At 37.2% G+C, this 22,862-nt stretch carries 24 protein-coding genes; 5 read left to right on the top strand and 19 right to left on the bottom strand.

Going from position 1 to position 22,862, the window contains the following annotated elements; all coding sequences use genetic code 11:
• Positions 1–91 precede the first annotated feature (91 nt).
• From pgsA to G7057_RS10235, 11 genes are all read right to left on the bottom strand, one after another.
• Positions 92–676 carry a CDP-diacylglycerol--glycerol-3-phosphate 3-phosphatidyltransferase gene (gene pgsA / locus G7057_RS10285; protein WP_166163501.1) on the bottom strand — a complete coding sequence of 195 codons (585 nt, stop codon included), beginning with the start codon at positions 674–676 and terminating at the stop codon, positions 92–94.
• 27 nt (positions 677–703) lie between these two features.
• Complete coding sequence (locus G7057_RS10280) at positions 704–1,603, bottom strand: helix-turn-helix domain-containing protein (protein WP_076766322.1); 900 nt, start codon at positions 1,601–1,603, stop codon at positions 704–706.
• 89 nt (positions 1,604–1,692) lie between these two features.
• The gene (gene ymfI / locus G7057_RS10275) at positions 1,693–2,418 is read right to left on the bottom strand and encodes an elongation factor P 5-aminopentanone reductase (protein ID WP_166163499.1); all 726 of its coding nucleotides are present in this window, start codon (positions 2,416–2,418) and stop codon (positions 1,693–1,695) included.
• 1 nt (position 2,419) lies between these two features.
• Positions 2,420–3,715, bottom strand: a complete 1,296-nt coding sequence (gene yfmH / locus G7057_RS10270; RefSeq protein WP_166163497.1) for an EF-P 5-aminopentanol modification-associated protein YfmH — start codon at positions 3,713–3,715, stop codon at positions 2,420–2,422.
• Positions 3,708–4,976, bottom strand: a complete 1,269-nt coding sequence (yfmF, locus tag G7057_RS10265; RefSeq protein ID WP_166163495.1) for an EF-P 5-aminopentanol modification-associated protein YfmF — start codon at positions 4,974–4,976, stop codon at positions 3,708–3,710. Before yfmF ends, yfmH begins: the two co-directional genes overlap by 8 nt.
• Before the next feature lie 139 nt (positions 4,977–5,115).
• A complete protein-coding gene (locus G7057_RS10260) occupies positions 5,116–6,075 on the bottom strand; it encodes an ABC transporter permease (RefSeq protein WP_076766330.1) in 960 nt (319 codons plus the stop codon).
• Entirely contained in the window at positions 6,076–7,149 is a 1,074-nt protein-coding gene (locus G7057_RS10255; protein WP_166163493.1) for an ABC transporter permease, read from the bottom strand. It abuts the gene before it with no gap.
• A complete protein-coding gene (locus G7057_RS10250; protein ID WP_166163491.1) occupies positions 7,142–8,716 on the bottom strand; it encodes an ABC transporter ATP-binding protein in 1,575 nt (524 codons plus the stop codon). Before G7057_RS10250 ends, G7057_RS10255 begins: the two co-directional genes overlap by 8 nt.
• A gap of 179 nt (positions 8,717–8,895) precedes the next feature.
• A complete protein-coding gene (locus G7057_RS10245) occupies positions 8,896–9,990 on the bottom strand; it encodes a BMP family lipoprotein (protein ID WP_166163489.1) in 1,095 nt (364 codons plus the stop codon).
• A 168-nt stretch (positions 9,991–10,158) separates the two neighbouring features.
• Positions 10,159–12,612, bottom strand: coding sequence for a DNA translocase FtsK (locus tag G7057_RS10240; protein WP_166163487.1), 2,454 nt, complete (start codon positions 12,610–12,612; stop codon positions 10,159–10,161).
• 129 nt (positions 12,613–12,741) lie between these two features.
• The gene (locus tag G7057_RS10235; RefSeq protein WP_166163485.1) at positions 12,742–13,032 is read right to left on the bottom strand and encodes a DUF1033 family protein; all 291 of its coding nucleotides are present in this window, start codon (positions 13,030–13,032) and stop codon (positions 12,742–12,744) included.
• Between the two features lie 120 nt (positions 13,033–13,152).
• Here G7057_RS10235 and G7057_RS10230 point away from each other — a divergent pair, with 120 nt between their 5' ends.
• Both G7057_RS10230 and yidC read left to right on the top strand, forming a co-directional pair.
• A complete protein-coding gene (locus G7057_RS10230; protein WP_166163483.1) occupies positions 13,153–13,428 on the top strand; it encodes an acylphosphatase in 276 nt (91 codons plus the stop codon).
• A 61-nt stretch (positions 13,429–13,489) separates the two neighbouring features.
• A complete protein-coding gene (gene yidC, locus G7057_RS10225; RefSeq protein WP_166163481.1) occupies positions 13,490–14,428 on the top strand; it encodes a membrane protein insertase YidC in 939 nt (312 codons plus the stop codon).
• 43 nt (positions 14,429–14,471) lie between these two features.
• Here yidC and G7057_RS10220 read toward each other — a convergent pair whose 3' ends face one another.
• From G7057_RS10220 to gndA, 3 genes are all read right to left on the bottom strand, one after another.
• Positions 14,472–15,968, bottom strand: coding sequence for a sensor histidine kinase (locus G7057_RS10220; protein WP_227004597.1), 1,497 nt, complete (start codon positions 15,966–15,968; stop codon positions 14,472–14,474).
• A gap of 13 nt (positions 15,969–15,981) precedes the next feature.
• The gene (locus tag G7057_RS10215; protein WP_076766344.1) at positions 15,982–16,692 is read right to left on the bottom strand and encodes a response regulator transcription factor; all 711 of its coding nucleotides are present in this window, start codon (positions 16,690–16,692) and stop codon (positions 15,982–15,984) included.
• Positions 16,693–16,891: 199 nt separating this feature from the next.
• Positions 16,892–18,322 (bottom strand): NADP-dependent phosphogluconate dehydrogenase, encoded by a 1,431-nt coding sequence (gndA, locus tag G7057_RS10210; protein WP_166163477.1) that lies wholly within the window; start codon positions 18,320–18,322, stop codon positions 16,892–16,894.
• 223 nt (positions 18,323–18,545) lie between these two features.
• Between gndA and G7057_RS10205 the strand changes: the two genes are divergently transcribed.
• Positions 18,546–18,635 (top strand): DUF4044 domain-containing protein, encoded by a 90-nt coding sequence (locus G7057_RS10205; RefSeq protein ID WP_166164225.1) that lies wholly within the window; start codon positions 18,546–18,548, stop codon positions 18,633–18,635.
• A 42-nt stretch (positions 18,636–18,677) separates the two neighbouring features.
• On the opposite strand, the gene G7057_RS10200 is transcribed toward G7057_RS10205, so the two are convergent.
• The 5 genes from G7057_RS10200 to rpmG form a co-directional block, all read right to left on the bottom strand.
• Positions 18,678–19,079: a rhodanese-like domain-containing protein gene (locus G7057_RS10200; protein ID WP_166163476.1), complete on the bottom strand. Its 402-nt coding sequence runs from the start codon at positions 19,077–19,079 to the stop codon at positions 18,678–18,680.
• 132 nt (positions 19,080–19,211) lie between these two features.
• Positions 19,212–20,177 carry an ROK family glucokinase gene (locus G7057_RS10195; protein ID WP_166163474.1) on the bottom strand — a complete coding sequence of 322 codons (966 nt, stop codon included), beginning with the start codon at positions 20,175–20,177 and terminating at the stop codon, positions 19,212–19,214.
• A 33-nt stretch (positions 20,178–20,210) separates the two neighbouring features.
• On the bottom strand, positions 20,211–20,903 hold the full coding sequence (locus G7057_RS10190; RefSeq protein WP_166163472.1) for a rhomboid family intramembrane serine protease: 693 nt from the start codon (positions 20,901–20,903) through the stop codon (positions 20,211–20,213).
• A gap of 37 nt (positions 20,904–20,940) precedes the next feature.
• Positions 20,941–21,489 (bottom strand): 5-formyltetrahydrofolate cyclo-ligase, encoded by a 549-nt coding sequence (locus G7057_RS10185; RefSeq protein WP_166163470.1) that lies wholly within the window; start codon positions 21,487–21,489, stop codon positions 20,941–20,943.
• A 52-nt stretch (positions 21,490–21,541) separates the two neighbouring features.
• Complete coding sequence (gene rpmG / locus G7057_RS10180; protein ID WP_076766356.1) at positions 21,542–21,691, bottom strand: 50S ribosomal protein L33; 150 nt, start codon at positions 21,689–21,691, stop codon at positions 21,542–21,544.
• A 217-nt stretch (positions 21,692–21,908) separates the two neighbouring features.
• Between rpmG and G7057_RS10175 the strand changes: the two genes are divergently transcribed.
• Both G7057_RS10175 and G7057_RS10170 read left to right on the top strand, forming a co-directional pair.
• A complete protein-coding gene (locus tag G7057_RS10175) occupies positions 21,909–22,271 on the top strand; it encodes a helix-turn-helix domain-containing protein (protein ID WP_166163468.1) in 363 nt (120 codons plus the stop codon).
• Positions 22,272–22,298: 27 nt separating this feature from the next.
• Positions 22,299–22,835, top strand: a complete 537-nt coding sequence (locus G7057_RS10170) for an endolytic transglycosylase MltG (protein ID WP_166163466.1) — start codon at positions 22,299–22,301, stop codon at positions 22,833–22,835.
• The last annotated feature ends 27 nt before the right edge of the window (positions 22,836–22,862 follow it).

The following is a 22,862-nucleotide window of genomic DNA, read 5'->3' as shown; positions in this document are numbered from 1 at the left end:
CAAAAAAGATCGTTTTCCATTAAAAAAACAGCAGAATTCACTATTTTTTAACTATAGCGTCTATTTCTGCTGTTTTCTTCTTATTTGATTATTATTGATTAAAGGAATCTTTAAAAACGTGCTTATTCTTAATAAAATAATCTGCTCCCGAATAAATAGTAAACATTAAGCAGATATAAAGTAAGACTGTTCCAATTGGGAACCCAGTCATCGCTAGCGGAAAATCATCTAAAAACAACATGATAATAGCCAACATTTGCGTCACCGTTTTAATTTTACCTGGCCAAGCAGCAGCCATAACCTCGCCGTCTTTTACCAATAGAAGACGTAGACCCGTTACCGCTAATTCTCGGCATAAAATGATACTAACTACCCAAGCAGGTGCTAGTCCTTTTTCAACTAAAACGATAAAAGCTGCTGCAACGAGCATCTTATCTGCCAAAGGATCAGCAAATTTTCCAAAGTTCGTTACTAACCCATCTCTTCTGGCAATATAACCATCCAGCCAGTCTGTAAAACTTGCAACTGCAAAAATAATAGTCCCAACTAATTGGGCAAGAGGGACAGATGAGCCCCATAATTCAATATTACCCCATTCTAAAGGTAAGGATAACAATAGTAAAAAGATTGGAATCATAAAGATTCTAACCACAGTAAGTTTATTTGGTAAGTTCACGTTTTCTCTCCTAACTTTTGATTCAGACTACTCATTAAAGTTAATATACAGGGTTTGAGTCTGATTCGTTTGACTATCTTCCGGCTTTTCAATTTCTTGTCCATCAATTGATACCGTTGTTGATGGCAAATAGCCGATTCTAATCGCCATTTCTTTTGTTCCTTCTGCAACAGCTATCTCTTGGCTACTTCCTGCAGCAATTGTTCCTTCAAAAACAACAGCCTCATCTAAGGTGACCCTCACCCATGAACTGCCACTACTATCAATGGTTATTTGCGCCTGTGTGGGAAGCGTTAGCCCTTCAGCTTGATACTGCACACGGTCAGTAACCGTTTCGTCTCGATTAACAACTGTTTCATCATTATTATCTTCTTCGCTTGACTCAACCGCCGTTTCATCTTCATCGTTAGCTGGTTCACTACTTAAACTTTCGATAGACAGCGATTCACTTTGGTTAATAATACCTCCTGGCTCATCGGAACCATTTGAGTTATCACGCATAAAGAAGAAATAAAACCAAATCATCCCTAGTACCAAAATAAGTAACAGCACCATCAGGAACGTTGGTAAATTATTATGCGATGAACTGCTATAGGTAAAATCAGTCTCTTTAGAAGAGCGTTTTAAGTCAGCTCGTTTTGGTAAAGGAACTTCAGATGTCTCTTTTTGGTTTAAGTGGGTAGCGATGACATCAGTGTTTGTTTTTGGCAATTCTGTTTCATTAATCGTCATGCCTAAAACTTCAGCGTATTGCCTAATAAAGGCTTTTACAAAAAAATCGCCCGGTAATTCCTCTAATTTATTCTCTTCAATAGCGATTAAATAGTGTTTCTGAATTTTAGTCAGTTGTTGAACATCATCCAAAGTGTATCCTTTTGTGAGTCTTGCCTGCTTCAATTCTTCACCAATATGATTTCTCTCATCCATACATGCACCACCTTATCTCTACTCAATAGCTATTATAACATAATCGCTATTGATGATATCAAACAGACACTTGTCTTTTTAATTTTTTATTACTTTAACCAACCACCACTTACAGTGATGATCTGCCCAGTCATATAAGAACTATTTGGCTTGAGAATTTGTTCCACCCAGAAGCTAATCTCATCTGGTCGAGCTAAACGTCCAAGAGGAACGACATCAATTAACTCTGTTAATTCCTCATCACTGTAGTGCTGATTCATATGAGTATCAACTGCTCCTGGACTAACCGCATTAACCGTAATTCCCCATGAAGCCACTTCTTTGCTGTATGCTTTCACAAATGCATTTTGAGCGCCTTTTACAGTGCTGTAAAAAACTTCATTACTACTCCCCATTTCACCATAGACAGAACTAATAAATACAATTCGCCCTTCACTCGATTGATGAATTTTATTTTGGAAAGCTTGCGTAATCAAGATTGGTAATTTGACATGCATGGTCCATAATTGATCCATTTTATCTGCAGTCAATTCATCAAGCAAACCATACTCCGTTATACCGTGTGCAAATACAATAGCATTCAAAGAAAATAGTTGTTTTTTTAGTGCTGACACAGCATCCAGTGACTCTAGATTAGCTTGCACAAGAAAAAAATCTTGTTTCGGATACAAGGCAGTAAAACGCTCGACTAACTGAGCGACTTTATCTCGGTTTGAGTGGTAGTGAAGATACAAAGACCACCCATCTGCTGCCAGCTTCTCGGCAATACTACTCCCAATATCGCCAGACGCACCTGTTATTAAAGCTGATTTCATATTACTGCTCCTTTTTAGGGTGAATCACAAAAGATGAAATAAGTTGCTCTTTAATATACTTTTGTGCAAATTGCTTGATATCATTGAATTTAATTTCTTCAATTCGGTCCATACGCTCGAACATTTCAATCCCAGAGAAGTACAAGGAACCGTATTGGTTAGAAATATATTCCAACGAATTAAAAGCTTGCAACTGCTCACCAATAAATGCGCGCTTCAAGAGATTAAAGCTATCTTCGTTAAAGTCAGCATCATTCTCCCAGTTCAATAAAATCGCCTTTAAGCGCTCAATGATGAGTTCAGGTTGATCCGTATCCGTTTCAATTGACATGAAATTAAAACTACGGTCTGTATTAAATGAGTAGCCAAAACTATCGTCAATTAATCCTTCGTCATAAAGCGTATTGTAGTTTTGAGAACCGCGGCCGAACAATAATTCCATGAATAAGTTGCCTAATAGATAATAGGTATCGGCTTCGCTTCCCTCTGGAACAGCACGAATACCTTTAACGCCCATCGCTACTTTTGATCGCTTCACATCCATTTCGATGGCAGTATGTGATTGGATACTTTTTATTTTTTCAGCTGGTAAAAAGCGCATAATATGATCTTCTTTTGGAAACTCTTTTTTACTTTGGTTATCTTGAATCAATTGAATCACTGATTCAGGATCAAAATTACCGATTACAACAATATTCATATTTGATGGGTGATAAAAGGTCTCATAGCACTGTTGCAAAATTTCAGGTGTAATTTTTTGAATACTATCCACCGTCCCAGCAATATCAATAGATAGTGGGTGATTTGGATACAGATTCTTCAGCAAACCATAAAATAACCGCCAATCGGGCAAGTCATCATACATTTTAATTTCTTGCTCGATAATCCCTTTCTCTTTCTCAACACCCTCATATGTAAAACGCGGACTTTGAACAAAATCCAGTAATGTTTCAATATTTTCTTCCGCTTTACTTGTCGCTGAAAATAAGTAGCTAGTACGGGTAAACGAGGTAAATGCATTAGCAGATGATCCTAATTCTGCAAAATCTTCAAATGCATCGCGTTCTTCACCTTCGAATAATTTATGCTCCAAGAAATGAGCAACACCATCTGGAACAACGACTGCTTTATCTGAACCAATCGGCACAAAGTGATTATCAATCGAACCAAAATTAGTTGTCATAATCCCATACACTTTAGCGAATTGAGGCTTAGGAATCAAAATGACTTGTAAGCCATTATCTAACGTTTCATAATAAACTGTTTCATCTAAAAGAGGATAGTCTACTTTATGCATCTGCTTCCTCTCCTTTCAAAAAGAATACTGCTTCCAGTTTCATATTTTTGGCAACAGAAATAATATCGTCTTTCGTTACAGCCATTAAAGCTTCAATCCATTCTTCTTCAGCTATTTGGCGATTTAACAGAAGCTCACTCGTATAAATTTTAGCTAGAGCTTGACCTTGATTATCATCATTTTGTTTATAATGGTTAATTAGCATTTCTTTGGTTTGATTGATTAAGCTGTCACTGAAATCACCATTTTGCATATCTGCTAATTGTTCTAGAACAATGGTTTCAACCATCTCACGCTTAGCAAAATCAATCCCAGTACTAACGACTAACTTACCACGAAGGTTATCTAATGAACTGGATGCCGAATAGGCTAAACTTTCTTTTTCACGCACATTTTGGAACAATTTCGAGTGTGGAAAGCCACCAAATAAACCATTAAATACCATTGCAGCATAATGATTGGCTTGTCCAAAATAAATATTTGAAGAGAAACCAAATAACAACTTCCCTTGATTGACATCGGATGCCTCTTCTTGTTTATTAACATCATTCTTTCCATTATTTCTAATGAAAATAGAGGAATCAGAGACCTGACGATCTTCAAAGGGGTTAGTCTGTAAAATCGCGCTAATGCGGTCGTAATCAACATCACCAGATACAAAAATATCTGTTGTATCTTGCTGAATCATATTTAAGTATGTCTGATACAAAGTCTCTTCAGTTATCAGTTCTAAACTATCAGGTTTTCCAATTCCTAGATGAATCTGATCTGTCCCTTCAAATAACAACTGATTCAAACGGTATCGAGCGTAAGCAGATTTATTCTCTTCAAGAGATTCAAAATAGTTCTTTAGATTTAAACGCTCACGGTTGAAGGTTTCTGCGTGAAAGGTTTGATTCTGTACGTTAGGATTAAAAATAATCTCTCTCATAAAGTCAAATGCAGCTTCCAATAAGCTGTTATCACCGCCGATAAACTTATCATTTACTAATTTCAAACGTAGTGTCACAACATGTTGACTGCCATAGCGTTGGGAACTTGAGCTTAGACTAGCACCATACAACCAAGACATATGTTGATCCATCAATTTTTGGCTCGTATATGTTTTAGTATTCGTTACCATCATATTTTTTAAGAGTGTTCGAGCAGTTGCCTGGTCAGCTTGGTAAGCTGTTCTAAATTTGTATTCAATGATTATCGTTTTAAATTTTTTTGTTTGTTGAATATGGGCGTTTACGCCCTTTGCCAATGCTAATTCCACGTATTCACTTCCAATACTTATTAGTTTTCAAAATAGCCTAAAGTGTTTATACACATATAAAAACTATACTCTACTTGCCCTACTTTTACAAACTCAAAAAAACAAAAAAGGCTTGAGAAAACTCAAGCCCCGTAAGTCTTTATTTTGTTTTAATATATGTTGTCCCATTAGCAGCAGGACCTTTTGATTTACCTATGAATCCAACTAATACAATGACTGTTAAAACATATGGTAGGATACTTAAGTAGATACCAGGAATGTCTTGAATAATCGGAATATAATTTCCAATGACACTCAAGCTTTGAGCAAATCCAAAGAATAAGGCTGCTCCCATTACTGAAATAGGATTCCACTTACCGAAAATCATTGCTGCCATAGCAATAAACCCTTGCCCAGCAATAGTCGTTACTGAGAAGTTTAAAGTAATTGATTGAGCAACAACCGCTCCACCAATACCACCAAGCAAACCAGAAATCATTACCCCTGCATAACGCATCAGATAAACATTGATTCCCAACGTATCAGCTGCTTGAGGATGCTCCCCAACTGAACGTAAACGCAAACCAAATGTTGTTTTAAAAATAATGAAGTAAGCAAGAACTGCAGCTAAAATACCAACATAAGCCGCAATTGTAATATCAGTAAAGAAAATTCTTCCGATAACAGGAATATCTTTTAGAAACGGAATACTACGTTTACCAAAATTATAAACAACAAAATCAGTTTGTCCTTTTCCATCATAGAGTACTTTCGTTAAGAAAACAGCTAAAGAAGGTGCCAACATATTTAAAGCCGTTCCTGAAACGATATGGTCTGCTCTTAAATTAACAGTCGCTAAAGCATGGATAAGAGAGAAAACGACACCGATTAATCCACCTACTATGAGGCCAAACCACGGTGTTGCTGAGCCAAAGCTTTCGCCGAAACTTAGGTTAAAGACAATGGAAGAGAAAGCTCCCATAACCATGATTCCCTCAAGCCCAACGTTAACAATACCGCTTCGTTCAGAGAATGTTCCACCTAATGCTGTAAAGATAAGAGGTGCAGAATACATCAAGGTATTCGATACTACAATAGTCAGAAGTGTAATGATATCCATCTACGCCACCTCTTTCTTTTTAGTCTGTTTGGTTTTTGTAATCAATAGACGAATAATATAATTTGCACCAACAAAGAAGATGATTAAAGCAATAACAATATCAACGATTTCATTTGGTACACCAGCAATAAGTGGCATACTTGAACCACCTGTTTTCAATACACTAAACAAGAATGCTGAGAATAAAATACCAATTGGATTACTTGCTCCCAACAAGGCTACACCCATACCATCAAAACCTAGAGATGGCATCGCACCTTGTGTAAAGATATTTTGGAAGTTACCTAGCCCTTCCATAGCGCCACCTAAACCTGCTAATGCACCACTAAGAAGCATCGCTAGAATAATATTTTTCTTAGCGTTCATACCTGCATAGTCAGCAGCATCAGTATTTAACCCAACAGAGCGTAATTCAAACCCAACTGTTGTCTTGTTAATTAATACCCATACGACAAATACCATGATAAATGAGATAAAAATCCCACCATGAATCGTAGAATTATCTGTTAAGCTTGTTAAAAATGGAATACGTAGGCTTGCTGCTTCAGAAATACGAGCAGTCGAATCGCTGTTTTCTGTTAAGACATTACGAATCACATGATTAACGACATGTAACGCAATGTGGTTTAACATAATCGTGACAATAACTTCACTTGTATCAAAGAATGCACGAAGCACGCCGGCAATACCTGCCCAAATTGCGCCTCCCACCATTCCTGCTAAAACAGATAACGGCATTAATATAAAGCTTGGTAAATCTGGGAACAAGGTTGCTACCCAAATAGAAGATAACCAACCCACTAACACTTGACCTGCAACCCCGATATTAAAGAAACCAGCAATATTAGCTACTGAAAAACCAAGTGCAATAACAATTAAAGGTGCCATTTGACGAAGTGTTTGTCCCACATAAAAGGGAGTAAATAATGCGCCTCTTACCATAGCTGTATAGCCAGCTACTGGATCATAACCGTAAACCAACATGATAATCGCACCAATTAAAATCCCTAATACAATCGATAACAAAGGAACAGCGTATTGTTGCAAACGATCCATTTGTAATTTTTTATTCATGACTGTTACCTCCTTTGCTCTTTGCTGCTTGTAGTTCTTTTCTTGCTTGTTCCAAAGGAGTACCTGTCATTAATAAACCTAACTCTTGTTCTGAAGTCTCTGATTGCTTCACTTCAGCAACGATTTGCCCTTCATAGATAACGACAATGCGATCGGAAACATTTAGAATTTCATCTAGCTCAAAACTCATTAATAAAACTGCATTCCCTTGATCTCTATGTTCAATCAAGCGTTTATGAATAAATTCAATCGCCCCGACATCCAACCCTCGAGTTGGTTGAGCTGCAATTAATAATGATGGATCGCGATCAACCTCACGCGCAATAATAGCCTTTTGTTGGTTACCACCAGATAGAGAGCCTGCCGTTGATTTTTCACTTTGCGTACGCACATCAAATTCTTGAATTAAACGAACCGCATAGTTGTCCATTTCTTTTTCATTAAGGAAGAAGTTGTGACTGAAAGGTTCTTTATAGTAACTTTGTAGGGAGATATTCTCAGATAAAGTCATTGGTAAAATCAAGCCATGACGTTGACGGTCTTCTGGAATATGACCAACACCTGACTCGGTAATTTTACGTGGCGGTAAATTGGTAATATCTTTTCCATTCAATTTAATAGTTCCGCTCTCTACTTTCTTCAAACCTGTAATAGCTTGAATGAGCTCAGATTGTCCGTTGCCATCAATACCTGCAATACCAACTGTTTCACCAGCACGCAATGTCAAACTTAAGTTTTTAACGGCTTCAAGTCCGCGACTTTCTTTAACAACGATATTGTCAACTTCTAAGACAGTTTCTGTAGGATTTGATTCAGCTTTATTTGTTTTAAATAGAACTGAACGACCTACCATCATATCTGCCATTTCTTGTTTTGATGTTGCGGCCACGTCTACTGTATCAATACTCTTACCACGACGAATAACAGTTACTCGGTCGGCAACAGCCTTAATTTCATCTAGTTTATGAGTAATCAGGATGATTGACTTGCCCTCTTTAACTAAGCCCTTCATAATCAGCATTAATTCGTCAATCTCTTGAGGTGTTAATACAGCTGTTGGCTCATCAAAAATCAAAATGTCTGCGCCACGATATAATGTTTTAAGAATTTCAACACGTTGCTCCATCCCCACTGAAATATCTTCGATTTTAGCAGTTGGATCAACATGCAGGTGATATTTTTCTGACAAGCCTTTAATGGTCTTTTGAGCTTTTTTGCGATCTAAAATCCCAATACGACTTTCTTCATTACCTAAAATAATATTTTCCGTAACTGTAAAGTCCTTTACAAGCATGAAATGTTGGTGAACCATACCAATTCCCAATTTCCCTGCCACTGTAGGAGAACTAATCTCTACCTCTTTGCCATTTACTTTAATTGAACCGCTTGTTGGTTGTAATAATCCAGAAAGAATGTTCATCAAAGTAGATTTCCCTGCTCCGTTTTCACCTAGCAAGGCATGTATTTCGCCTTTTTTGACTTTCAAATGAATGTCATCATTAGCTTTAAACGTTCCAAAAGCCTTGGTTACACCAAGCATTTCTATGACATAGTTTTCTTCCGTCATGGCTCTTCCTCCTTTTCTCTACCCTAATATCAAATGTACTACTCCCATTATACGTTATGTCTATGACGTTTAATAATAATAAAAATCTAATAATTGCAGTAATCTGAATAGTAACGTATAAAAAGAGGGCTGGGACAAACGTCTCAGCCCCCTTGGGATTATCTAGTTATATGATTTGATTATCTTGCAGGTGTTTCACTTACTGTAATTTCACCACTGATAACTTTTTGTTCTGCTTCACGTACTGCAGTTAGAACGTCTTCAGTTAATACGCCGTCAGTCAAGCTAACACCGCCATCAACAAGTCCTAGAGTAATAACTTCGTTTGATGGGAAATCACCGTTCATTGTACGGTTAGCGATATCATGAGCAGCAACACCTACACCTTTAACAGTAGATGTCAATGTTAAATCACGAACTTCACCGTTAATTGTGATTTTTCCTTCTTCTTGTTGGTCACGGTCAACACCGACTACATAGATTTCACGAGTTGGATCAGCTTCTACAATATCACGAGCTTCTGAGAATACACCGTTACCAGCGTTACCAGCTGCTTGATAGATAATGTCTGCGCCATCTGAGTACATTGCGCTTGCAATTGATTTTGCACGAGCTGCATCATCAAATGAGTCAACGTATTGAACGTTTACTTCGATTGCTTCGTCAACATATTTAACACCTTCAACAAATCCAGCTTCGAAACGGTCGATAACGACACCTTCAATACCACCTACGAAACCTACTTTATTTGTTTTTGTTGTCATTGCAGCAGCAACACCAGCTAAGAATGCTGCTTCGTTATCTGCAAACAATACAGATGTTGTGTTTTCGCCTTCGATTGTATCATCGATAATAGCAAATTTTGTGTCTGGGTAAGTTTGAGAAACTTCTTGCATTGCTTCTTTCAATTTGTAGCCAACACCAAAGACTAAGTCAAAGTTGCTGTTAACTGCAGTTGTTAGGTTCGTGATAAATTCAGCATCGCTGTTAGATACGATGTGGTTGTAACCATCGATACCTTCTGATTTACCATTTTCTTCGCCCCATGCTTGTAGGCCTTCCCATGCGCTTTGGTTGAACGATTTATCGTCAACACCGCCAATATCTGTAACCATTACTGTAGTAAAATCATTAGCGCTTGCTTCGCTACCTACTTCACTACTTTGTTCTACTTCGCTGCTTGTGTCTGATCCACCATCATTGCCACATGCTGCTAGAAGTACTCCTGTACTTAAACCTAATGTCAGTAAGCTAAGAAATTTTTGCTTTCTCACTATAAACCCTCCATTTTGAGTAGAAACTACTCGTTTTTTTTGCAAGTACGTGCCTCGCTTAATGAAAGAATAGCATAGTTCTTTCGAATAGGAAATATGGTTATAACTTTTTTCATTTATTTTTCATTTTGAAATCGTTTCACCGCGATATAAAAGTGTTGAATTCTGTTATTTTGGGTCAGAATCCGAACTTTCATTTAACATTTCGAAAGTGACGTTCACTTTCCTAGGTTTACTACCGTCAGCTGGTCCAACATAGCCTCTTGCCTCCATATCATCAATAATCCGAGCAGCACGGTTATAACCTATACGGAATTTACGTTGTAGTTTCGAAATACTCGCAGCTTCTTCTTCAATGATAAATTCGAGTGCTTGTTCGAAGTACTCATCTTCCGGTTCTTCACTTGTAGAAGCAGTTGGTTCGAGTTGCATCATCTCTTCAACATAATTAGGCTCTTGTTGTTCCTTAACAAAAGTGACGACATTCTCTACTTCCCAATCAGAAATAAAGGCCCCTTGCACACGTCTAGGTTTATTCTCACCCATTGGTCGGAATAACATATCGCCTCGTCCTAATAATTTTTCTGCACCACTACCATCAATGATCGTACGTGAGTCAATCGAACTTGAAACAGCAAAGGCAATTCGAGAAGGCACATTTGCTTTAATGATACCGGTAATAACATCTACACTTGGTCGTTGAGTGGCAAGAATCATATGAATTCCTGCCGCACGCGCCATTTGAGCTAGACGTGTTATAGCATCTTCCACTTCATTGCTTGCTACCATCATTAAATCTGCTAACTCATCAACAATGACTACAATATAAGGAAGCGTAGGATTATTCTCCCCTTTTTCTACATTATAAGACATAATCAATTCGTTATAGCCATCGATATTACGCACACCCGTGCCTGCAAACAACTCATAACGTCTTTCCATTTCAGCAACAACCTTATGCAAAGCTTGAGCTGCCTTACGTGGGTTTGTAACAACTGGTGTTAACAGGTGTGGCACACCGTTATAGACATTTAACTCAACCTTTTTAGGGTCAATCATCATCATTTTAACTTCGTTAGGCTTCGCCTTCATTAAGATACTCGTAATAATGCCGTTAATGGCTACTGATTTACCACTACCTGTCGCACCTGCAATCAGTAAGTGAGGCATTTTAGTTAAGTCTGCATATTGAACAACACCAGAGATGTCTCTTCCTAATGGTACCTCTAATAACTTATCATTTTCATGATTAACATCTAAGATACTTCGGAAAGAAACCGTACTGACTTCGCTGTTAGGTACTTCGATACCAATAAACGATTTTCCTGGTATTGGCGCTTCAATACGAATGTCTTTGGCTGCGAGCGCTAATGCCAAATCGTCGGCTAAGTTGACAATCTTGCTAACTTTTACACCGACAGCAGGTTGAATTTCGTATTTTGTCACTGCTGGTCCCAAGTTAGCCTTACGAACAGTCGCGTCCACACCAAAACTTTCGAAGGTTTCTTCTAACACTTTCACGTTATTCTCAATAATAGCGTACTCGCTAGATTGATCTGTTGGTGGGATATCCTTCAACAAGCTAACAGGTGGCAGTTGATAATCTCTATTTTCTGTTTCTTCAGTAATCTCAAAATCCAGAACTTCACCATTATCCTCATCTTCTTCAGCCTCTGGGGCTTGTTGGTCTTCGGATGGCGCAGCTGTTGCTTTGGGTGTTGGAAGGACGGTTTTAGTATCAGTCTCTTTTTGATAGCTATCAATGGTTAGACGTGTTTGCTTAGGCTCACTATCCAAACTGATATCGTCTTCTGCGATAACGGCCGTTGCTTCTTTTTTGATTTTATTTTTAGTGCGACTAAACCAACCTTCAGACTCATCAGTTGATTCGTCTTCTGTATCTTCAACAGAGTCAAAACGACCATTATCGGTTACAACAGATGGTTTTTGGTTAACTTGTTTCATTTGACTTGCCTTATCACTAATCGCAGATTTCAAATTGATAAAAAGCGGATTAAAAATGCGGTATAAACCACCATAAATCGTCATCGCTATTTTTCTGATTATAGTCATCACATCATGGGTATCCATGCCAAACAAGGTGCATACAGCGAAAAACACCATAAAGGCAACTAAGATATAGGTTCCCCATTGTGACACAAGAAAATGACTGCTTTGATAAAGAATCGCTCCTATCATACCGCCGCCCATAATACCCGAAATTACACTCGTTCTAACATCGGATAAAAAACGCATGAGGGTAATTTGAAACAATGATCCCTCTGATGCCATGACATGCTGGAACGTTTGAGCATGTAAAAATAACATTCCTGCTAATAAAAGTAGCGAAATAGCAAGGACATATTGTTTTCTTAATCGTGGTTCTCGTCCCATAATTAGTAAATATAATCCATACACGCCAAACATTGCTAGAGGCAGGATAAATAGTTCACCAAAAAAGAAACGGAAAAAGTTTGCCATTAAAATACCAGCAAAGCCTAGCTTGCTGATCCCTAATATTGCTGAAAAAACAAAGAGAATGCCTATTAATTCATAAGAAACCTTATTTGTCTTTTTTGGTTTTCGTTTCGTTTTATTTCGATTGGTTGGTGTTCTTGCCAATGTATTCACTCTTTTCTATATAAACCTACTATTTTCTATCTGTATGTTATTATACATGATTAAGTCGCTTTTTCAGCAATAAAAATAGGTCCAGACCATTGTCTCGACCTATTCATTAGATGATAGCACTTATTCTAAAACTTTTTCATCTCTCAGCAACATAACACCGTGGAACAATTGGATGTCATCTTCGCAAGACTCACAATAAACCATTTCTTCTTCGCACCAGTAGGCAGCTAAATAGGGCTCTTTCTCCTTTTGATAGGGATACCGATTTGCTAACTCCTGTGTAAACTCTCTATAAGCAATCTTAGCATCATTTAAATCAGGATAATCAATTTTCTTTATGATTAAAGACTGCCAATCTTCAAAAAACCACCACGGTTCATATTCGCCTTCTGTAAAAAAAATCTGATACATGACTGTCCCTCTCTTTTCGCTTCACTTTAAAATTGACTGGACGGTATCCAATCTGTACACTAAAAATATAACAAAAAGAACAGTATTAGTGAAACATTACGATTCGAGAGGTGTTTTGAAATGAAAAAAAAGATTATAGTTGTTAAAGGACGCGTGCAAGGTGTCGGCTTCCGTTATGTCACCAAGCAGCTCGCAGATGAGCTTGAAATTAAGGGAACAGTTGCTAATCAAGACGATGGCTCTGTTTACATTGAAGCTCAAGGATCTGATGAGCAAATGGAACGCTTTATTACTAAGTTAAAAAACAACCCTACCCCTTTCTCTAAAGTCGAAACAATTGACATCACTGACTCTGAAAAGCTTGATAATTTCATAAGCTTCAAAATAACCAATTGAAATAACCCCTTTACTCCTGTATAGTTAGTAACATATGAATTTTTAACAAAGGAATGTTGACATGAAATTAAACAAGAAAACACTTCTATTCTCAGCAGAAATGCTGGCAGTTCTGACTTTCTTATCAGGATGCATGCAGTATGATGATAATAGAAACCCAACTGGTTTTATCTATGAGTATATGGTTGTTCCAACAGGACAATTAATTGTCTGGTTAGCTGAATTGTTTAGTGGTAATTATGGCTTGGCTATTATTTTAATCACCATTATCGTACGCGTTATCATTATGCCATTGAACTTTAACCAAATTAAAAAGTCCATGGTTCAACAAGAAAAAATGCGTTACATTAAACCTGAACTTGAAGACATCCAACGTCGTCAAAAGGAAGCTGCCACACCGGAAGAAAAAAATGCTGTTTCACAAGAGATGATGGCTCTATATAAAGAGAATAACATCAGTATGACTGGTGGAGTTGGCTGTTTACCGATTTTAATTCAGATGCCAATCTTTACTGCTATGTATCAAGCCGTTAACTTAACCCCTCAAATTTCTGAGAGTACGTTCTTCGGTATTAACCTAGGATCACCAAGTATTTTGCTCGCTATTCTAGCTGGTGTTGCTTATTTTGGACAAGGTTATGTATCTATGCTTGGAATGCCAGAGGAAACACGTGGTCAAATGAAGTCAATGATGCTGATGAACCCATTGATGATTCTGTTCTTCTCATGGTCATCACCAGCAGGTTTAGCTCTTTATTGGCTTGCAGGCGGTATCTTCGCAGTTGCTCAAACGCTTATCCAAAATAGTTTGATTAAACCTCGCGTTAAAGCAGAGGTTGAGGAAGAAATTAAGAGAAATCCAATTAAAAAACCAATCAAACAAGCAAAAGTTGTGTCGCCAGCTGATAAAAAACCAGTTAAGACATTAACAGCTGCTCAACAACTTTCGAAAAAATCATCTGGTAGAAATGCTGGTAAACAACAAAATAAACGTGACTAAACGTAAAAAGCTGCTGAATCATAGATTCAGCAGCTTTTTACGTTTAGTCATCATCGACTTCATCTTCAACTTTATAATCAACGATAAATGGGAGTTGGATTCTAAAGACCGTTCCATGTCCTAACACACTCTCTACTGAAATGTCACCCTTATAACCTTCTAAAAGCTCCTTAGCAATCGAAAGTCCTAATCCATGGCCGCCCTTTTCACGAGATCGAGCCTTATCAACGCGGTAAAAACGATTAAAGATGCGTTGTTGATCTTCTTGTGACATTCCTTCACCAAAATCTTGAATGGCAATTTGGACACGCGACAATGTCTCGGATACAGAAATATGAATTTCCTTACGGTTAGTTGAGTATTTAACGGCATTATCTAATAAAATAACCAGAATCTGTTCTAAATGATTGCGATAAATATTGATATATCGCTCTTCATCTAAATCGTCATCAAAGAAAAACGAAAAATTTTCGTATAACATATCAAAGTTATGGAAAACTTGCTCAACCACTTCTCTGATTGGCGTAATTTCATTTTTGTAATGCATTTGAACTTGCTCGGCTCTTGAAAGATCCAGCATTTCTTGAACGAGAGTTTTCATCCTCGTGATCTCATTTAGCGATGCCGATAGTGATTCATCAAGAACTTGGGGATCATCTTTACCCCAACGGTTCAATAATTTTAAATGTCCTTCTACTATGGCAGTTGGTGTCCTTAGTTCGTGAGAGACATCTTCTACGAATTGCTTTTGCTGACGAACATATAAGGCCATTTTGTCCAACAAGTCATTAATTTTCTCAGACAAATCAGTTAACTCATCTTCAGCATTCGTTGATTTGACAACAATTCGAGATTGTGACAGCGTATCTTCAGTAATATCATTCATCGTATCAACCATATGTTTGATTGGACGGAAGAAATACTGAGCAAAACCATATCCCAACAACATACAAATCAACATACCGACTACCATAAATAAGAAGACATCCTTATTATTTTTGGCAACCAGATTATGATATTGCGTCAGACGGAACATAATTTGGACATAGCCTAACAATTTTGAGTCTTGTTTGGTAACGATTGTATCGCCACCAATAAAGGCGTCGCGATTATTGAGCTTGGTTTGGTTAAGATAAAAACCAGATACCCGTTGATAGTTCGTATTGGTTCGTCTTGATTCATAGAGTAAACTACCCTCTGGACTAAAGACGCGAATGGTAATACCTCGATTTTCTAATTCGTCGAGAAAAGGAACATTGTCAATCTTCAAAACACCCTTAGTTGTCGTAGAGGCCGAAACCTTTTCCATTAAACTAGTGACATTGTTCTCCGTCAAGGTGGTCTCAAACTGACTAAGAGTTTCAGAAACTGACGTGACTAATTCTCCAGCATACTGACGTTCTCTTTCAAACAATTCTTCGTGAATCTTATTTAAAACAAATAAAGATGTAAACAAAAACAATGTAATGAAAGCAATCGTCAACCGTAAGCCCCATTTCCAGCGAACGGACGTTGTTGTCACTTTCTTTCTATACGGCATAGTCGTCATCCTATCATGAATTTAATGAACGCATCACGTAGCCTGTACCACGAACCGTTTGAATATAGCTATCTTTACCTGGAACATCAATTTTATTTCTCAGATAACGAATATAAACATCAACAACATTTGTCTCAACTTCAGACTTATAACCCCAGACTTTGTTTAATAAAACATCACGGGATAAAACGACATTGACATTTTCCATCAAGATCAATAACAATTCATATTCACGTTTTGTTAGTTCGATTGGCTCATCATCACGACGAACAATACGATTTTCTTTTTCAATAACTAAATCGCGGTAAGTAACAGTGGTTTGTTTTACTTTTCTTTGTTCTTCTTCAATGTCAATACGACGTAGTAAAGCCCGGATACGTGCCAATAACTCTTCGATTGCAAATGGTTTTACAATATAGTCATCAGCCCCATGATCTAAACCAGATACGCGGTCAATTACAGAATCACGAGCAGTCATAATAATAATCGGTACATTTTTAGTTGGTCTCAAGCGACGGCAAACTTCAATACCGTTTAGCTCAGGCAACATTAAATCTAGCAGGATTAAATCCCAATCTGAATTTAGCGCAGCCTCTAAACCAGTACGACCGTTATAACAAATTTCTGTCTCATAACCTTCATGCTTTAACTCTAATTCAATAAAACGAGCAAGATTCTTTTCATCTTCAATGATTAAAATACGTTGCTTTTCATTTATTTCCATTGTATTCACCCTTTATTCCATTATATGAAACATTATATTTTTATAATAAAATTCTAGTTTCATTCTAACATATCAATCACAAAAAGCGCATCCAAATCGCTAGTTTTTTGCTTTGAATACGTAAAAATGTTTATTTTTTTAACTTTTACACATAAATGACAGCAGATAGCCAAGCTATCTGCTGCCTGATTGATTGTTTCTATTGAGGAACTTCGACTTCACTATCCCATTCGAAGTGATATGAGCCTTCTTTGTCGGTACGTTCATAAGTATGCGCACCAAAGTAATCACGTTGAGCTTGAATAATATTAGCAGGCAATGTTTCTGCACGATAAGAATCAAAGTAAGCAACGGCAGATGCTAACGATGGAACTGGTAGTCCAGAAAGGATTGCTGTCGAAACAACTTTACGAACAGATGCTTGATAGTCTTTCGTAATCGCTGTGAAATACTCATCAAGAAGCAAGTTTTTCAAGCCAGCATTTTTTTCATACGCATCAGTAATATTTTGTAGGAAACGAGCACGGATGATACAGCCAGCTCTCCAAATTTTAGCAATTTCACCATAATTAAGGTCCCAATTATTTTCTTCACTTGCTATACGCATTTGAGAGAATCCTTGCGCATAGCTCATAATTTTACTGAAGTAAAGAGCTTTGCGAATATCTTCTAAGAATGCTGCTTTATCAATATCTCCTGTTGCAACAGTTACTTCAGGTAAAATTTTGCTTGCTTCAACACGCTCTGTTTTTAGAGCAGAGATGAAACGAGCAAAAACAGATTCTGTAATAAGTGGTAGTGGAACACCTAAGTCAAGCGCACTTTGCGATGTCCATTTTCCAGTTCCTTTATTACCCGCACGATCGACAATAATATCAATCATTGGTTTGCCAGTTTCTGGGTCATATTTTGTTAGAATATCAGCGGTAATATCAATCAAGTAGCTGTCAAGCTCGCCTTCGTTCCACTCTTTAAAGACTGCAGCAATTTCTTCTACAGACATGTTCAGGTAATGACGCATCAAATCATATGATTCTGCGATTAACTGCATATCACCGTATTCGATACCATTATGAACCATCTTCACGTAGTGCCCTGCACCATCACTACCAATATAAGCAACACATGGTGTGCCATCTTCTGCTTTTGCAGAGATTTGTTCTAAGATTGGAGCAACTAATTCATATGCTTCTTTTTGTCCACCAGGCATAATTGAAGGACCTTTTAACGCTCCCTCTTCTCCACCAGATACACCTGTTCCAATAAAGTTAACGCCTGAGTTTTCTAACTCTTTATTACGACGAATCGTTTCTTGATAGAAGGTATTTCCACCATCAATTAACACATCACCCTTATCCAGGTGAGGTAGTAAGGATTGAATCGTTTTGTCAGTTGCTGCCCCAGCCTGTACCATTAATAGGATACGTCTTGGTTTTTCTAATGAATCTACGAATTCTTCTATTGTATAAGTTGGAACTAATTGTTTGTCAGAATGTTCAGCAATGACAGCCTCTGTTTTTGATGCCGTACGGTTAAAGATAGAAACAGAATAACCTCTGCTTTCGATATTAAGAGCTAAGTTCTTGCCCATTACGGCCATCCCTACAACCCCGATTTGTTGTTTAGACATATTTAATGCTCCCTTCATATTAAACACATAATACTATAAGGATAATCCTATCAAAAAATAAAGAAAATGGAAAGGATACTTTCATATAAAATTGAATAATCATGAGATCTGACTGGAAAACATTTACATTTACGCAATATTATTGTAAACTACAGAGGAATTCTAGCAAAAAGGTGGGTAAATTGTGAGTAAAAAAATAAAAACAGCTTCTAAACAAAGTAGAATGGCAAAAATTGTTATTTGGGTTATGCTATTTGCAATGGTCGGAAGTGCACTTCTTTCAGTTCTATATTCCCTATTCGTCAATTTATAATAAAAATCGCACAAAAAGGTTAGCTCTTCAGCTAACCTTTTTTTAATTACCTTTTTTAATTTTTCCGTCCCAGTTATCATAGCCGCCTTTAAGAATAAAAATACGGTCTTTATCGTAACCATTTTTCTTAAGAAGAGCAGCAGCACGTCCGCTTAAGGCAGTACGTTGATCATATAGGTATACTGGTTGGTCCTTACGAATTTCTAAGTAACGCTCTTTGAATTGCGTAAATGCAATACTTCTTGCACCTAAAATATGGCCTGCTTCAAATTCTGGTCGTTCTCTTACGTCAACGATCTGAACTTTACGCATATCTTTGCGGAATTCTTCCGGTGTTAAAACTGTTGCTGCGTTTTTTCTTTCGATAAAACGGTATAACCAATAGATGGCATAAACTACTAAACCACCCCATACAATGATTGAAAAAATATCTAAACCCGTCATAATCTGTTCTAGTCCTTTCTGTCTATCAATATACCTTCTCATTTTACACAATAAAAGGCTTTTTTTCTATACCTTTTCATATGCGCTAACAATTAAAAATAGCTAGGACAATAATCCTAGCCATTTTTTATCTTAGTTTTGATCTGCTTTTACAAGGTAGCCTGCTCCAATAACACCTGCATCATTTCCAAGTTCAGCTAACTTAATCTTAGTTGTTTGGCGAACATTCGGGAAAGTAAATTCTTCAAAGTTTTTCTTCACCTTATCAATTAAGAAGTCGCCCGCATTTGAAACACCGCCACCAATAATAATATATTTAGGGTTCAAGCTGTTTCCTAAGTGGCTACATGCTAGACCTAAATAAAAGGCAAATTTGTCAACAACCATGACTGCTAATGCATCGTTTTCTTTTGCAAAGTCAAAGACCATTTTCGAAGTAATGTCTTCACCATCATCAATTAAAACTTTTAATTGAGACTCTCCTGCATAATTTTCAGAGAACTGGCGTGTTAAATTGATAACGCCGGAAGCTGATGCCACTGTTTCTAAACAACCTTTTTTCCCACACGTACAATCAAAGCCATGCGGTTCAATGGTCATATGACCAATTTCACCTGCTGACCCGGCTGTCCCATGAATCAATTGATCATTCAGAACAATTCCACCACCAACTCCTGTTCCAAGTGTGACAAAAACAACATCTGGATCATCTGCCCCTGCGCCTTTCCACTTTTCACCTAAAGCCGCAACGTTGGCATCGTTATCAATATAAAACGGTAAGCCGAGTGCTTCTTCAATTTGTTTCCCAACTTCTTGCGTCTCTTTCCAGTTTAAGTTGAACGCACCTGTGACTGTTTTTTTATCACCGTCAACTGCGCCTGGAGAACCCATACCAATACCACTAAAATCATCTTTCGTTAGTTGATAAAGGTCTAAATGATGGTTAATGGATGCAATAATATCTGGAACAATTTGCTTGCCTCCATCTAATATATCGGTTGCAATACTCCACTTCTGTTGAATGTCCCCTTCACTTGTTAAAATAGCAAGTTTTACTGATGTTCCACCCAAATCAATTCCCAAAATTTTTAATGACAAACCCAACGCCTCCTAAACGTCTTTTTCAATCTATTATATCACGCCATATCGGAAGAATCCGATGGCTATTAATACTGAAACTACAAGGATATAACCCACAAACATTTTTATTCTAAATGAGCGCTCAACAGCTTCTAAGCGCGGAGCCATTATAAAACAAGCCGCTAAACCTCCACCAATGGCACCACCTAAATGACCCCAATTATCAATGGACGAACTCGTTAAGCCAGAAATAAAATTAATGATAATCAGCGCCATGAACCCTTGAGCAAGATTGCGAATAGCCGGATTGTAAGGATACAATCGTCCCAATACAACCGCTGCCGCAAACAAGCCAAACAAGGATGTACTTGCACCAGCTGATATATTTGGTGTAAAGGCAAAACTCATGGCATTTCCCATCAAGCCGCCTAACAAATATATCAGCGCAAACCGCAGATTACCATACAACAATTCCAATTCAATCCCTAAAAAATAAAGCGTAATACTATTAATTAATAAATGCATAAAACCAATATGTAAGAAAATCGGCGTAATAAGGCGCCAAACTTCTCCAAAGGCGATGGCCTCATTTACTTTAGCACCAAATAAATATAAAACAAAAGCGTTCTCACTACCGCCATAAATGGTCATTAAAACAAACGCAAGCACTTGAATAGCTAAGAAAAGATAGGTCATTACGGCTCTTTTTCTACGGAATTTTTTTCTAATATTAAAATTTTCCATTATACTGCCTCCTGATTAGTCATGTTTCCATTATAAATTATTCGGCAGCAATCAACAATTTTTCTACGGCAATATCAAACGGTTCAACGACATCTTCTACTATTCGATTTAATTGAAATGGATAGAGTAAAGAGATTGTACGCCCACCATAATCAGCTAAATAACGATCATAAAAGCCGCCACCAAATCCCACACGGTAGCCCTCACTTGCATAGGCAAGACCCGGTACAATGATAAGATCAATATCACTTTTATTAATCGGATTTAAGCGGTTTTTAGGCTCTAACAGGCCATATGAGCTCAGTTCTAACTCAGTAGTAGGCTCATAAATAAAAAACGAAAGTAAGCGGTTTTTACCACTATATGGAATAACAACCTGTTTTCCAACTTGCCAAGCAGCCTCAATGACCAATTGGGTATCTAATTCTGGTGGTCGGGATAGTGTAATGGCAATACACTCAGCCTCATGCCACTCTGTTGTTTGCATGAGTTGGTGAAGCAAATCTTCATTGTATTGAAGACGTCTTTCTTCTTCTAAACTTTTTAATTGGTTTAACGTGTCTTTCCTGATTTTCTGTTTACCCACCTAAGAAACCCCTTTCTTTCGTGCAATAAAAAAACAACAGGAAGCCCTGTTGTTATTTTACTTCACGGTGAAGCGTTACTTTTCTTTCACGTGGGCAATATTTTTTCAATTCCAAACGATCTGGATTGTTACGTTTGTTTTTCTTAGAAAGATAATTACGCTCTTTACATTCAGTACATTCTAAATTAATGTTTAATCTCATTAGTCAAACCTCCAAACATAAAAAAATTGAAGAGTCTTTCATCTTCTTACTTGTTGCATTGTATCATTTTCAAGACTGATAATCCAGTCTTTTATGACAACACTATTTATTATACACAAAATCCAAAGAAAAAAAAGAGCTAACTTCTAGTTGCAGAAAGTTTCTCATTTCATTAAAATGTTATAAGTGACCACTTGTTTAGAATAGAGGTGAAAAGATGAATTTATGGATACTTGTTATTATATTACTAGTTATTGCCGTAGTGCTGTTAATAATCTCATTCTTCGCTAAGGAAGATGATCATGCCTTACTAACTGAGATTGGAACGTTTACCCTTCAAATGACAGAAGACATGCATGGCCTTAAAAACCGTATTGTTGCAATAGAGAAATCACTTTCTGAGGAAGAGAACAATGAACCAGAAGAGCTCCCTATAAAAAAACTAAATGCTATTACCAAACAGCATGCCATTACGCTTCACCAAAAAGGAAAAACGATTGATGAGATCGCTGAACAACTGGTTCTTCCTGAAACCACTGTTCAACTTATTCTTGATAACCATCAAGAAAGCACGAACTAGTCAGCTTTCGTTTAGAAAGGATAGACCATGATTAAAGATAGATTACGATTTTTAGCACTAGGTTTTTTTATATCAGCTTTGTTTTTATCTGCTTATGAAGTATTAATGCCCTCATCTAAAGCAGAAGTTAATAACGGTCAGCATGCTGAATCAGCTAACGATGACATTAACTATAAAGAGCAATATGAGTCACTGCTTAGTGAGTATGAGAAACTACAGGCAACACATGTCGATGAAGAAACAAATCATTCTAGCGAAACAAGCGACGAAGCCGAGTCTGACCAAGCAACTGATAGTACAACTATTGAAGATAGTAGTAATAGTGATAATGTTGAAGAAGAACAGACTGTCAATAATGACGTTGTCATTTTCACAATCGATGAAGGGCAACCCTCATCAGTTGTTCTTCAAAATCTTCTTAACGCCGGATTAATAGACGATATTGAGTCGGCTCAAAACTATTTAGAAGAGAATAATTTAACTTCAAAATTACAATATGGTAACTACGAACTCTCACAAGATATGGGGTATTATATTATTTTGGATGCCATCACTATGGAATAATGTAAAAAAAGTAAGTAGAATCTTCCA

Source organism: Jeotgalibaca arthritidis (genome assembly GCF_011100465.1).
Lineage (GTDB): Bacteria > Bacillota > Bacilli > Lactobacillales > Aerococcaceae > Jeotgalibaca > Jeotgalibaca arthritidis.
The sequence above is the reverse complement of the archived record's forward strand: the minus strand, read 5'-3'. Positions and strand labels throughout refer to the sequence as shown.

Excerpts from the sequence above, each read along its gene's own strand:
- G7057_RS10175 (WP_166163468.1), top strand. The coding sequence starts at position 21,909 with ATGAATTTATGGATACTTGTTATTATATTACTAGTTATTGCCGTAGTG.
- G7057_RS10255 (WP_166163493.1), bottom strand. The coding sequence starts at position 7,149 with ATGAATAAAAAATTACAAATGGATCGTTTGCAACAATACGCTGTTCCT.
- ymfI (WP_166163499.1), bottom strand. The coding sequence starts at position 2,418 with ATGAAATCAGCTTTAATAACAGGTGCGTCTGGCGATATTGGGAGTAGT.
- G7057_RS10250 (WP_166163491.1), bottom strand. The coding sequence starts at position 8,716 with ATGACGGAAGAAAACTATGTCATAGAAATGCTTGGTGTAACCAAGGCT.
- G7057_RS10230 (WP_166163483.1), top strand. The coding sequence starts at position 13,153 with ATGAAAAAAAAGATTATAGTTGTTAAAGGACGCGTGCAAGGTGTCGGC.
- yfmH (WP_166163497.1), bottom strand. The coding sequence starts at position 3,715 with ATGCATAAAGTAGACTATCCTCTTTTAGATGAAACAGTTTATTATGAA.
- G7057_RS10190 (WP_166163472.1), bottom strand. The coding sequence starts at position 20,903 with ATGGAAAATTTTAATATTAGAAAAAAATTCCGTAGAAAAAGAGCCGTA.
- G7057_RS10235 (WP_166163485.1), bottom strand. The coding sequence starts at position 13,032 with ATGTATCAGATTTTTTTTACAGAAGGCGAATATGAACCGTGGTGGTTT.
- G7057_RS10170 (WP_166163466.1), top strand. The coding sequence starts at position 22,299 with ATGATTAAAGATAGATTACGATTTTTAGCACTAGGTTTTTTTATATCA.
- G7057_RS10215 (WP_076766344.1), bottom strand. The coding sequence starts at position 16,692 with ATGGAAATAAATGAAAAGCAACGTATTTTAATCATTGAAGATGAAAAG.
- G7057_RS10260 (WP_076766330.1), bottom strand. The coding sequence starts at position 6,075 with ATGGATATCATTACACTTCTGACTATTGTAGTATCGAATACCTTGATG.
- G7057_RS10220 (WP_227004597.1), bottom strand. The coding sequence starts at position 15,968 with ATGCCGTATAGAAAGAAAGTGACAACAACGTCCGTTCGCTGGAAATGG.
- G7057_RS10205 (WP_166164225.1), top strand. The coding sequence starts at position 18,546 with ATGGCAAAAATTGTTATTTGGGTTATGCTATTTGCAATGGTCGGAAGT.
- G7057_RS10280 (WP_076766322.1), bottom strand. The coding sequence starts at position 1,603 with ATGGATGAGAGAAATCATATTGGTGAAGAATTGAAGCAGGCAAGACTC.
- rpmG (WP_076766356.1), bottom strand. The coding sequence starts at position 21,691 with ATGAGATTAAACATTAATTTAGAATGTACTGAATGTAAAGAGCGTAAT.
- G7057_RS10200 (WP_166163476.1), bottom strand. The coding sequence starts at position 19,079 with ATGACGGGTTTAGATATTTTTTCAATCATTGTATGGGGTGGTTTAGTA.
- gndA (WP_166163477.1), bottom strand. The coding sequence starts at position 18,322 with ATGTCTAAACAACAAATCGGGGTTGTAGGGATGGCCGTAATGGGCAAG.
- yidC (WP_166163481.1), top strand. The coding sequence starts at position 13,490 with ATGAAATTAAACAAGAAAACACTTCTATTCTCAGCAGAAATGCTGGCA.